The sequence below is a fragment of the Sulfurimonas sp. genome, from assembly GCF_029027405.1.
Lineage (GTDB): Bacteria > Campylobacterota > Campylobacteria > Campylobacterales > Sulfurimonadaceae > Sulfurimonas.
Map to the genome: position 1 here is coordinate 1,141,060 of NZ_CP093396.1, position 12,333 is coordinate 1,153,392.

The 12,333-nt window shown below is 30.4% G+C and carries 13 protein-coding genes and 1 tRNA gene; 10 read left to right on the forward strand and 4 right to left on the reverse strand.

The window, feature by feature from the left end; translation table 11 throughout:
• Positions 1-6 precede the first annotated feature (6 nt).
• Positions 7-765 carry a pyrroline-5-carboxylate reductase gene (locus MOV42_RS05330; RefSeq protein WP_324172744.1) on the reverse strand — a complete coding sequence of 253 codons (759 nt, stop codon included), beginning with the start codon at positions 763-765 and terminating at the stop codon, positions 7-9.
• Between the two features lie 54 nt (positions 766-819).
• Here MOV42_RS05330 and MOV42_RS05335 point away from each other — a divergent pair, with 54 nt between their 5' ends.
• The 4 genes from MOV42_RS05335 (at position 820) to MOV42_RS05350 (ending at position 4,169) form a co-directional block, all read left to right on the forward strand.
• Positions 820-2,052 (forward strand): glutamate-5-semialdehyde dehydrogenase, encoded by a 1,233-nt coding sequence (locus MOV42_RS05335; RefSeq protein WP_324172745.1) that lies wholly within the window; start codon positions 820-822, stop codon positions 2,050-2,052.
• Between the two features lie 71 nt (positions 2,053-2,123).
• Entirely contained in the window at positions 2,124-2,465 is a 342-nt protein-coding gene (locus tag MOV42_RS05340) for a hypothetical protein (protein ID WP_324172746.1), read from the forward strand.
• 9 nt (positions 2,466-2,474) lie between these two features.
• On the forward strand, positions 2,475-3,719 hold the full coding sequence (locus MOV42_RS05345; RefSeq protein ID WP_324172747.1) for a hypothetical protein: 1,245 nt from the start codon (positions 2,475-2,477) through the stop codon (positions 3,717-3,719).
• Between the two features lie 147 nt (positions 3,720-3,866).
• On the forward strand, positions 3,867-4,169 hold the full coding sequence (locus MOV42_RS05350; RefSeq protein ID WP_324173004.1) for a metal-sulfur cluster assembly factor: 303 nt from the start codon (positions 3,867-3,869) through the stop codon (positions 4,167-4,169).
• On the opposite strand, the gene MOV42_RS05355 is transcribed toward MOV42_RS05350, so the two are convergent.
• Positions 4,166-5,230, reverse strand: coding sequence for a response regulator (locus MOV42_RS05355; protein ID WP_324172748.1), 1,065 nt, complete (start codon positions 5,228-5,230; stop codon positions 4,166-4,168). The two genes, MOV42_RS05350 and MOV42_RS05355, sit on opposite strands and share 4 nt — an antisense overlap.
• Before the next feature lie 107 nt (positions 5,231-5,337).
• On the opposite strand from MOV42_RS05355, the gene rsmH reads away from it, so the two are divergent.
• The 5 genes from rsmH (at position 5,338) to acpS (ending at position 10,342) form a co-directional block, all read left to right on the forward strand.
• Complete coding sequence (rsmH, locus tag MOV42_RS05360) at positions 5,338-6,264, forward strand: 16S rRNA (cytosine(1402)-N(4))-methyltransferase RsmH (RefSeq protein ID WP_324172749.1); 927 nt, start codon at positions 5,338-5,340, stop codon at positions 6,262-6,264.
• On the forward strand, positions 6,261-6,539 hold the full coding sequence (locus MOV42_RS05365) for a hypothetical protein (RefSeq protein WP_324172750.1): 279 nt from the start codon (positions 6,261-6,263) through the stop codon (positions 6,537-6,539). Before rsmH ends, MOV42_RS05365 begins: the two co-directional genes overlap by 4 nt.
• A 9-nt stretch (positions 6,540-6,548) precedes the next feature.
• A complete protein-coding gene (locus tag MOV42_RS05370) occupies positions 6,549-9,653 on the forward strand; it encodes an efflux RND transporter permease subunit (protein WP_324172751.1) in 3,105 nt (1,034 codons plus the stop codon).
• 76 nt (positions 9,654-9,729) lie between these two features.
• A tRNA-Ile gene (locus MOV42_RS05375) sits at positions 9,730-9,806 on the forward strand.
• Positions 9,807-9,985: 179 nt separating this feature from the next.
• Entirely contained in the window at positions 9,986-10,342 is a 357-nt protein-coding gene (acpS, locus tag MOV42_RS05380; RefSeq protein WP_324172752.1) for a holo-ACP synthase, read from the forward strand.
• A 2-nt stretch (positions 10,343-10,344) separates the two neighbouring features.
• On the opposite strand, the gene thiS is transcribed toward acpS, so the two are convergent.
• The gene (gene thiS / locus MOV42_RS05385; RefSeq protein WP_324172753.1) at positions 10,345-10,545 is read right to left on the reverse strand and encodes a sulfur carrier protein ThiS; all 201 of its coding nucleotides are present in this window, start codon (positions 10,543-10,545) and stop codon (positions 10,345-10,347) included.
• A gap of 139 nt (positions 10,546-10,684) precedes the next feature.
• Between thiS and MOV42_RS05390 the strand changes: the two genes are divergently transcribed.
• A complete protein-coding gene (locus MOV42_RS05390) occupies positions 10,685-11,434 on the forward strand; it encodes a response regulator transcription factor (protein WP_324172754.1) in 750 nt (249 codons plus the stop codon).
• Between the two features lie 319 nt (positions 11,435-11,753).
• On the opposite strand, the gene fliL is transcribed toward MOV42_RS05390, so the two are convergent.
• On the reverse strand, positions 11,754-12,314 hold the full coding sequence (gene fliL, locus MOV42_RS05395) for a flagellar basal body-associated protein FliL (RefSeq protein WP_324172755.1): 561 nt from the start codon (positions 12,312-12,314) through the stop codon (positions 11,754-11,756).
• Positions 12,315-12,333 lie beyond the last annotated feature (19 nt).

The window sequence follows — 12,333 nt, forward strand, 5'->3', positions numbered from 1 at the left end:
AGAGTTTTACAACTCTGTGGCTCTTTTATACGCCTTACTTATAGCATCTATACAAGCCCCTCTGACTTTACCATTTTCTAGAGCAACATAACCAGCAGCAGTTGTGCCACCTGGACTCATTACTCCATCTTTTAGTATAGCTGGATGAATGTCTTGTATTAAACCACCAAAGCCATTAAATAAACCTCTCATAATAGCCATTGCGTCATCTCTTTTTAGTCCTTGTTGGACTGCTCCATCTGCTAAAGCTTCAGCAATTAAAGCAAGATATGCTGGACCACTACCAGCTAAAGCAGTTGCTATGTCTATCTCTTTTTCACTACTTAGCCACCTTGTAGTTCCAATTGTTCCTAGTAGTTCTAAAGCTTCTTCTTTAAACCCTTCATCCCCAGTAAGTGTTGTCATAGATTTATTTACACTTGCTGCTAAATTTGGCATCGTTCTTACAACAGCTAATGGATCTAGGTTTTCTCTTATTTTGCTTAATGATGTTCCTGCTAAAACAGAAAATATAACTCTAGCTTTACCTTTTAACCTTCTAGAAATTTCTTCAACATTTGCAGGTTTTACGCATAAAAGTATAGTCTTATCACTCATGTCAAAATCATCTAGTAGAGCTTTTTGTATATTAACGCCAAGTTTCTTCTCAAACATATCAATTTTTTCAAAACTTCTTCCAACGACTTGGATATGGTAGTTGTTTTTTAAGCCTTTTGCAATACTTAATGCCATATTTCCATTCCCTATAAAAGTGATAGTTTTCATTATATTCCTTGAGTTTTTATGATATTATAGCATTATAAAATTCAAGGCAAAAATATGGAACAGTTTTTACAAGAAGCAAAAAATGCAAGTAGAATATTATCTTCAATAAGTGGAGCTAAAAAAAAGATACTTTTAAATGAGATGGCAACAGCAATAAGAGAAAATACAAAAGATTTACTTGTTGCAAATGCACTTGATATGGCAGATGGAGAAAAAAATAATCTTTCAGAAGCATTGATGGATAGACTTTTTTTAGATGAAGAACGCATAGATGGCATGGCAGTAGCAATAGAAGAAATTGCTGCACTAAAAGAGCCTGTTGGTAAAGTTTTAGATGGTTGGGTTACAGATGATGGACTTAATATTCAAAAAGTAACTATTCCAATAGGTGTAATTGGTATCATCTACGAATCGCGACCTAATGTTACAAGTGATACAGCAGCTTTATGTTTTAAAAGTTCTAATGTTTGTGTTCTAAAAGGTGGAAAAGAAGCCGAAAATTCAAATAGAGCGATAGCTAGAGTTCTTCAAAGTGTTTTAGCTAAAAATGATTTACCAACTGCTTTAATCTCACTATTAGAAGATTCTTCAAGAGAAGGGGTTGCTAAATTAATTAAGATGGATAAATATGTTGATTTGATTATTCCTCGTGGTGGAGCAGGGCTTATCAAATATGTTGGAGATAATGCAACAGTAAGTGTAGTTAAACATGATAAAGGGCAGTGTCATACTTACATAGATAAGGATGCAAAACTTGATGATGCTATTGCTATATCTATAAATGCAAAGGTTCAACGACCTGGAGTTTGTAACGCGATGGAAACACTTTTGGTTGATAAAGAGATAGCTAAAATAGCTTTAGTTGAGTTAAAAAAAGAGTTTGATAAAGAGGGTACACTGTTAAAAGGTTGCGTTAATACTCAGGCAATTATTAAAGTTGAGAATGCTACTGATGAAGATTATGATACGGAATATTTAGACAATATATTAAATATAAAAGTTGTTGATGGAGTCCAAGGTGCTATTGAGCATATTGTTAAGTTTGGATCAGGTCATTCTGAAGCTATTATAACGGAAGATATTACAACAGCTGAGAAGTTTTTAAATGCGATAGATGCTGCTGCTGTATATGTTAATGCTTCAACTCGTTTTACAGATGGTGGAGCTTTTGGTTTTGGAGCAGAAGTAGGTATAAGTACAAATAAACTTCATGCACGTGGACCTATGGGGATAGAAGGACTAACTACTTATAAATTTAAAATTTATGGAAGTGGACAAATTAGGTAAAGTTGATACAAATCAATGCTAAATCAACAAATATTTACTAGAATATGCTTAACAAAAAAAAGGATAATATCATGTCATTAATTCCAAGTGAAGCTGTTAAAATTGAAGTAAATGGAGCAACTGTTGATTTTTTTGAATTAGTAAAAAATACTTCAAGTACATACTACTTCGATACATCAAAATGTGGACCACCAGATCCAATGGTAAACGCAATGAGCGGTTTAAAACTTATTAAAAATACTAATAACACTTTAGTTATGATCAATCATAAAGCACCTGGTGGATTATTTGCAAAGCTTGAAGCAGATATAGCTCATAGTGCAGAGAATGTAGATGGTGGTTTAGTTAAAATAACTTTTTCAAATGTAAACGCAGGTATTGATTCTGATTTAACTCAAACAGCTTGTCACTAAAAGAATAAAATGTTTTCTATCTCGCAAGATTTTGCACCTCCATTTAAACTTATCTCTCCATTCTTTATTTTGGGGAGTCTGTTTTACTTATTAGCTTCTTTTTCAATATTTTCTTTTTCATCTGAAAATCTTTTCATGTTAGATACAAAAGTTTTAAGCTTGGTACATTTATATCTACTAGGTTTTGTTATGATGGTTGTTTTTGGGGCTATGGCACAGTTAGTACCAGTTGTACTAGAAGTAGGTCATGCTGCAGTTGAACTCTTTTATATTATTTGGCCACTTCTTGGTATTGGTGTTATTTTAATGGTTCTTGGATTTATTGCATATCCTTCATTTTTACCATATGGTGGAACAGTAGTTTTAATTTCTATGATGCTATTTGTTATGGAAATTTTTGCAACCATGAGAAAAGTAAAAAAATTAAATGTAGTAATAAGTAGTGTTCTAATCTCAAATACATTTTTGTTTTTTGGTATTATTTTCGGTCTTGTGATGGCTCTAGGCTATTCAGGAACTATTGACATAGATATTATTACTCTTCTTCGATCACATGTTTATTTAGTAATAGGGGGTTATATAACTATAACACTTATGGGCTTATCTGTTGTTCTACTGCCAATGTTTGGACTCTCTCATGGATTTTCAATGAAACCACTTCACATATCTATTACTTTGATGAGTATTTCAATCATATTAGTAGTAGTTTCATCATTTGTTGAATACTTATTTATAGAATATCTAGCTTATGCATTAGCTGTAGCATCTATGCTGTTATATTTTTATCTTACATATACAATTTTTAAAACAAGAGCAAGAAAAGAAATAGATATATATGTTATGTCACTTATGTATGCTTACTTTTCAATGATAATTTCTTTGGTTTTTGGAGTAGCATATCTAATATTGTCTAATGAGATTCTACTACTTACTAGTGCTTGGCTTTTATTTTTTGGATTTTTTGGTTTTGCAATAACAGGACATATTTATAAAATAGTTCCATTCCTTGTCTGGTTTGAGCGTTTTTCTCCACTTGTTGGAAAAGAAAAAGTACCGATGTTAGCAGATATGTTACCAAAGAAAAGCTCTCATGCACAATTTGTTTTTTGTGCTATTGGAGTTAGTACAGTAGCTATTGCAATTTTGATGCAGAATGAAACACTAATAAAAGCAGGTGCTTCATTTTTAGTTGTGGGTGCAATGGCGCTTGTTAGAAATGTTTTATATATGATAAACTATAAAGTAAAACACTAGTGTTTTGGGCTTTCTGCCGAAGAAAATAAAGCGTTAGCGTAGGTATCGGAATTACTTCCGATACCGTAATAAAAAGATGAAGGGTTTCCTTCATTTTACAAGGTGCCCCTTGAGGGTATAAAATAAAATTAAGGAATTTTAATTATGATGTACTCAAAAGAAGAATTATTTTTAGCTATCTCTACTGTTATAGACCCAGAAGTTGGTTTTAATCTTGTTGAAATGGGACTTATATACGATGCTGAGTGTGATGATGAAGGAAATGCAAATGTAACTATGACTCTTTCTACAAAGGCTTGTCCTATGCATCAAATGATACAACAATGGGTAAAAGAGTCAGTAGAAAAAATGGCTAATATAAGAGAAGTTGAAGTAGAAGTTGTTTGGGAACCAGTATGGAATATTACAATGGCTGATGATAATGTTAAAAAAGCTCTTGGAGGGGCTTAAGACTTATATGTCTTAATCTCTTTTAGTAGAATATGAAGAGAGTGAACATAATTTTTAAATAGTTCAACATACCTTCTATCTTTTGGAGTAGTTATAGCCATTTTTAAATCTAAAACTATTTTGCTTATGTTATTTGCTCCAATATTTGCACTTATGCCACTTAAATCCAGTAGATATTTATCTGCCTCAATCATTTTTTTGTTGTTTAAAAAAGTTTTTATTGCATTCGGAGATTTGGTGTATGTATTGACAAACTCATTGAGTATTTCAAAGTAAAATTCTTCATCGTCACCACATATATTTAAACCACTTTGAATTTCAAGCTCTTTTGTATTATTTTGTTTAGAAGTATCTTTAGAATACGCATATAATATTTTATAAAGTGCTTCCATTCTTAATGGTTTTTCTAGGTGCTCCTCCATTCCAGCTTCTGTCATTTTTCTAACATCATCAGTTGCAACATCACCACTTAGTGAAATAATAACTATATGATTATATTTAGAGTTTTTTCTTATTCTCTTGCTTGCTTCAAATCCACTTATTCGTGGCATGTGTACATCCATTAGAATAAAGTCATAATTTAAATCTTTTTCTAATATATCAAGTGCAAATTGTCCATCATCAGCCAAAGTAATATCTATACCTGAACCAGTAAAGAGTCCTGTAATTACTTTTTGATTAATTATATTGTCTTCCGCAACTAAAATTCTTTGTCCTGCAAATAGTTTAAAGTTTTCTTTAGTTATTTTGCCAATATTTGGAACAGGCCTTTTTACTCTTTTTATTGTTTGTTCTATTTTTTCTTCATGTAAAGTTTCTTTTTCTTGAATATTTTCAAAGCTTTTTTTTTCATCGCTATCAAGTACAATTTCTTTAACAATCTTTGTTACTTTTTCTTTTTTTATGTCAAATCTATCATTAATTGAGTCTTTGTTTTCTATAAGTTCTTCTAGTTGAAAATTATTTTTTTTTTGTAATTTTTTAATAATTATATAAATAATTGTTATTATTAATATTGCGATAGTTGCTATTATTTCATTAAAGTATATTTCAAACATCATTTATTCCCTTGATACTTTTTTATATACTATATCTTTTTTTACCTTTAAATATATAGTGAATTAATAAAAATGCTGTATAATTACTTAAAAATTGATTAGAGGTCTTTTTGCAAAATATTCCGCATATTCCCGTTTTATACAGAGAAACAATATCTGCATTCCAAACAATCCAAGAGGGTGTAATTATAGATTGTACTATGGGGTATGGTGGGCACTCGTCCATGATACTAGAATCAAATTCAAAAATAAAATTAATGGCAATAGACCAAGATCAAACAGCCATAGATTTTTCAACAAAACGATTAAAACATTTTGGGGATAGAGTAAGTATACGAAAAGGTCGTTTTTCATCTGTAGTAAAAGAGATTATACAAGAAGTTGGAGTTGATAATATTAAGGGGATTTTGGCTGATATAGGAGTTTCATCACTTCAGCTAGATCAAAAAGAGAGAGGGTTTTCTTACGAGAGTAATACCTTAGATATGAGAATGGACTTAGATGCACCTTTGAATGCTTCTACTGTTGTTAATGAGTATTCACTCAAAGAGTTAGAAAAAATATTATTTGAGTATGGTGAACTTAGAAATTATAAAAAAATAGCTTCTGCCATCGTAGATGCTAGACCTTTTTCTTGTGCGAAAGAATTAAGTGACGCCCTTATGCATCTCTTGCCAAAAGGAAAAAAAATTCATCCTGCAACACTTTTGATGCAAGCTATACGCATAGAAGTAAATGATGAACTTGGTGAACTAAAGTCACTTTTACAAAGCATAGAAGAAGCAAAGTTTAGCGATACAGTTGTAGCTATCATATCTTTTCATTCACTTGAAGACAGAATTGTAAAACAAACATATAGTAGATGGTCAAAAAACTGCATATGTCCTGCTGAAGCGATGAGATGTAGTTGCTCAAGAGATAATACACTTGGAAAAATTTTAACAAAAAAACCACTTATGGCACAAAAAGATGAACTTAAAAGCAATATAAGAAGTAGAAGTGCCAAGATGCGAGTTTTTGAGATTGGCGAACAATGAGTGATAAACATGAGTTATTGGAAGAAGTTGATCTAATTTTAAATGTTAAGAAAAAAGTTGATTTTCAATATCTTGTTTTTGTTTTGCTAATTATGAGTTTTGTAACTATTACACTTTTCCCAAAAATATATATTCAACAAAGAATTTATTTTAAAAGTAGAGAAATATATAAGTTAAAAGGTGAGTATGATATATTGATAGAAGAAAATAAACTTATTAAGGCTTCCGTTGAGTCAATAAGATATAAAAATCAAATATTAGACACACTTTTTTAAAGGTTAAAAATGATTCGTCGCTTTTTAGAATTTGCAATTGATAAACCACTACTAAATCACATACTTCTAACATTTATAATGTTGCTTTCTATTTTTGCATACATTAATATACCAAAAGAGATATTCCCTCCAATGAATATGGATAAAATAACTATCTCAGGTGGGTATGTTGGAACATCAGCAGATGTACTTGATAAAATGGTTGTTAAAAGTATAGAAGATGATTTACAAAATATTGATGAGTTAGATAGTATAAAAACAACTATAAAAAATGGCTTTTTTTCAATAATTAGTGATATAAAAGCAGGTTCACAAAATGCAACTGTACTTAGTGATGTAAAAGATATATTAAATGGAGTTAGAAAAGATTTACCAGCAGATATGGCTGAACCGATAGCAAAAATACAGCTACACAGTTTCCCATTGGTTTTAATAGCCTTAGCCGGAGATAGAAGTAAAAAAGAGTTACTTCTTTTGGCTGAAGAACTAAAGAGTGATTTAAGTAGGTTTAAAGACCTGAGTGATATAACAATTCGTGGAGATGCTGATGATGAAGTTGTTATAACTTTAAATGAGCAAAAACTTATGGCATTTGGTTTGAACCCAGCTCAAGCTGTTTTATCACTAAAAAATATTAGTTCAATATTTCCTATTGGTACTATAAAAGAAAAAGGTAAGCATCTATACATATCCACTTTTAATGGAGAAAAGTCTAAAGAATCAATTGAAAATACCATTATAAGTGTAGGAGAAGTTAGAGTTCGTATTGGCGATATCGCAGATGTTGAATTTAAACTAAGTGATGAGTCTGAACTCTCTCACTATAATGGCATTAGAAATGTTTCCATAAATGTTACTAAGTCTAAAGATGGAAACGCTATTGCTCTTGTTAAGCAGATAAGAGAATTGTTGAAGAAATACTCTACTAAAGATGAAATAGTAAAGTATGAAATCTATACAGATACTTCTGTTTGGATTAAAAATCGTTTAAATACTGTCTTTGCCAATATTGCTTTTGGACTTATGTTAGTGTTTATAGCGATGCTTATTTTTATTAACCGTGGAATTGCTATGGTTGTTGCTATTGGAATTCCTGTGAGTTTTATGACAGGTTTGATAGTGACAGAACTTATGGGAGATAGTTTAAATATGCTATCTTTATTGGGTGCTTTAATCGCTCTTGGTATGTTAGTTGATGAAGCTATTGTTGTTGCTGAAAATATATATAGACATTTAGAAGAAGGTATGGAGAAAAGAGAAGCAGCTATTGTTGGTGCATCTGAGATGTTTCCAGCTGTTCTTACTGCTACACTGACAACCATCTTTGCTTTTTTACCGATGCTATTACTTACTGGTGAAATGGGAATGTTTATTAAAATTATTCCTATTATGATAACTGTTCTCTTACTTTCGTCTTTATTTGAAGCATTTTATTTTTTACCACTTCATGCACATGACTTTTTAAAAGTTTCTCATGATGAAAGTTTTACCAAAAAAATATGGAAAAAGTTAGGTTCCCTTCATAGTAAAACTTTGCATTTTGTTTTTAAGCGTAAATGGTTGTCGTTAATAGTAATGGTAACAACTATATTATTTTTGACATTTGCTCTTATTAAAAATTCAAAGTTTCAACTTTTCCCAGATTTTGATAATACTCAAATATATGTATATGGAAAAGTAAATATTAATAACGAGCTAGAAGATACAGAAAATATTGTTACAGACCTAGAAAAAGTACTTTTAGCAAATACAAATGAAAATGATTTTTCTTCCATAACTTCAGTAATCGGTTTTAAAATGGATGCTAAAAATATGGTGGAAACTGGAGATAATCTTTTTCATATATTTATAGATTTAAAAGAGAGAGCACCAACAAATTTATTTGATAAATATATTAGCCCTTATTTGTCAATTGAGTATGATTCAACAGTATTAACCAGACAAAATGATGCAGAAAAAATTGCTTCAAATATTGAAAAATTAATAGCAAAGTTTAAAACTTTAAAAGAAGATAACAATTTAGTTTATGAAGAACTTGTTGTAAAGGTACCAGGAGCAGGTATTGTGGCATCTGATATAGAGTTGAGTCTTAGTGGAAAGAGTGAAGAAGATATTTTACAGGGAGTGAAATATTTAAGAAATGCCTTAGAAAATATAGATGGAGTAAGCAATGTTTCAGATGATGCAAATCCAGGGGAAAAAGAGTTAAAGCTTCGGGTAAATGAGTATGGACAACAGTTGGGCTTTAATGAAGAGGGAATATCTAGTGAATTAAGATCATACTACTTAAAAGGTGAATACGCAAAAATGTTCAACTCGGAAGGTTTAGTTCGTATAAGAATTGAGAGTGGTATAAATAAAAAAATTGACTCAATTGATAGAATTGAGGTTCAAGTACCATCAAGTAATCAGTTTGTTCTTTTAAGAGAGGTATGTGATTTTATAATGATTCAAGGTTTTGTGGCTCTTAAAAAAGAAGATGGAGTTAGAATAAGAACAGTACTAGCAACTTTAGATAAAAAAATAATAACTTCAGCAGAGGCTATTAAAGAACTTAGCACTACATTTGAAAAACTTAAAAGTGAAGGTTTTAAAGTAGATGTAAAAGGCGAAGAACAAGAGAATGCCAAAAACAAAAGAGAGATGATGCAATCTGCTGTAATAGCAATATTTTTGATTTTCATAACACTTGTTTGGCTTTTTGATTCTATAAAAAAATCTTTGATTGTTATAAGTACAATTCCTTTGGTTTTACTTGGTGTTTATTTTGGGCATATGGTAATGGGTATAAATATGACGATGCCAGGAATGATAGGAATAGTCGGTCTTGCAGGAGTTGTTGTTAACGATGGTCTTATAGTAGTAAACTTTATAAAAAATGCATCTGATACTGAAGAGTTGATGAAAAAAGCAGGAACTAGGTTAAGACCTATTCTGCTGACTTCTTTAACAACCGTGCTAGGACTATCAACACTCATTTTCTTTGCTTCAGGGCAAGCTATGATACTCCAGCCAATGGCAATATCATTAGGTTTTGGAATAGCATGGGCAACAGTTTTAAACTTGATTTATGTGCCATTACTTTATGCCGTAGTTTTTAAAATCAAAGAATAGAAGCATATAAAAGAAAAATATAAGGAAAATTTGACTATAATTTCGCCCTACAAAGCGAAAGCTTAGTCTAGAAAGTGGGTCTTTAGCTCAGTTGGTTAGAGCCCTCCGCTCATAACGGAGTGGTCATGTGTTCGAGTCACATAGGACCCACCATCCTTTATTCAAATAAATTCGCCAATTAATTTTTTATGTATACAATGTTTATAAAAAATAGGTGGTCTTTTAGTGGACTTAGTTTTTTTTACTAATATAGAAAACACTCAAAACTATGTATGACAAGGCAAAGGAGCAAGTTTATGTTAACAAAATACTCAGAATTTGTTATTCAGTAAATGATTGGTATAGACCTTATAAAAATCTCTCGAATGAGTCACTTAATTGAGCGATTTGGAGACAAAGCATTACTTAGATTTTTATCCAAAGAAGAGATAAAACTAGTTAAAAATCACAAAACAGCATCTGGCTTTTGGGCTTCTAAAGAAGCTACCGCAAAAGCACTTGGAGTTGGAATAGGAAAAGAGTGTTCATTTGAAGATATTACAATATCTAAAACTATCAAAGGTGCTCCTATACTAAAGTTATCTCAAAGAATAAATAAAAACTTTAATATTAAAAGCACATCTTTATCTATCACTCACGATGGTGACTATGCAGTTGCCGTTGTTGCTCTAGAGGAGAACAAATCTTAAAATCAACCACCACCAACAAAATCTAGTAATTCTAACTTATCGGACTCTTTCATTATATATGAACCCCATTCATTTTGCTTTACTATATTCATATTTACAGCTGCAGCCATAACCTTACCTTCTAATGATAACTCTTGAAGTACTTTGTTTAAAGTAATGCTATCTTTAAATTTTTTTAATTCACCGTTTATAACTATGTTCATTTTAGCTCTTTATTAATATTTTGTAACATATCTTTATGTATTTGAAGTAATTTTTGCATATTGTACCTATTTTTATTGAAATTATTATAAATAATTGATATACTATTTAGTTATAAATAAACTTTAAAAAGAATAATAAATGTTAACTTCTAAAGAAATATTACAATATACAAAAAAATTTTCAATTCTATTTGTTGAAGATCACACTGAACTAAGAGAAAATACGTCAGAAATCTTAAAAAGTTTTTTTGATACAGTTGACTCGGCTGAAGATGGAAAAGTTGCACTTCAAAAATATAAAGATTATTATAAAAATACTTCAAAGTATTATGACATAGTTCTAAGTGATATTCAGATGCCTAATATAAATGGTGTTGAATTAACATCAAATTTATACAACATTAATCCAGCTCAACTTTTAATTATACTATCTGCTCACGATGATTCTAGATACCTTATGCCACTTATTAATTTAGGTATTGAACAATTCATAAAAAAACCTATTGACTATCAAGAACTTCTTAGAGCTTTACTAAATAGTTCTAAAAAAATTATCTCTAAATCAATGGAACCAGTTACTACACAATCAAATAAAATTTACTTCAGTGAGAATGTTTTTTTTGATAAGTCAAATAGTTCATTATCAAATAATTCTCAAATTGTTTATTTAACCAAATATGAAATAATTTTCATACAATTATTAAGTGATGACATTGGAAAGATATACTCAAATGAAGCTATATCAGAACATTTTAGGTCATTAAGTGAAAATCTAGATACTCAAAATATTAGAAAATTGGTTTCAAAATTCAGAAAAAAACTGCCAGAAAGCGCTCTAGAAAGCATTTACGGCATCGGTTATAGAATAATTCCTTCTATATACATCTAAGAAAAGAACTTTTAAGTTTATAATTAGCGTATTTTAACTCCCTAGATGATGTTATATCAGTCGGTGTTTATAATGGAGATAGTTTGGATTTAGGTATAAAGAGAAAATCATACAGTTTAAAAAGTTAGGTATTATTCAATAGTTAAACTTAACATATATCGCAGGTGGATTGTTGAATAGAGAACAAAAAAGTTCACCTATAGCCCACTTTTAGTAGTTAATTTTGCTTTTTTTTACTTAAGTGTGAAGATAGTATTTCATAAGAAACCCCCTACGTAAAGGGGCTTTGATAGGTTTAATGGAATTTGTTTAAATTAGCCTACTGAATAACAAATTCTGTAAAATATATACCTTGTATTGTCCCATCTGAAACCATTGCATTTAAAGTATCCATAATTTGGTCACTAACTTTTTGTTTACCCTTTTTTGAAGAAATTTCTTCTAATGATTTAGATGTTAAAATTCTAATAATTCTATCTCTTAAAACAGGAGCTTTACTATCTAGTTCTAAACTTAACTCTTCTCCTTGTAATTCTAAAGACAAAGTTACTTTTAGATAACGACGACCAGCATCACTTTTTAAGTTTACCGTGAATGTATCTACTGGATACAAGATACCAATATCACTCAATTTTCTTGAGTTACTATAATCTCCAGAACTTTTTCTAGGTTTTGTTATACTTTTTTCATTAGCCCGTGATGCTGATCTTTGTACCATCGCTTCATCATCATCACCCATTAATAAAAGAGCGACTACACTACCACCAATAATTATAAGCACTAACACAACAATGATGATAATCATAAGCATTTTGCTAGATGCTTTTTCTTTTGAAGCGCCTTCTGACGCTATCTCTTCTTTATTTTCTTCTTCAGCCATTTTAGATTTCCTTAGTTAT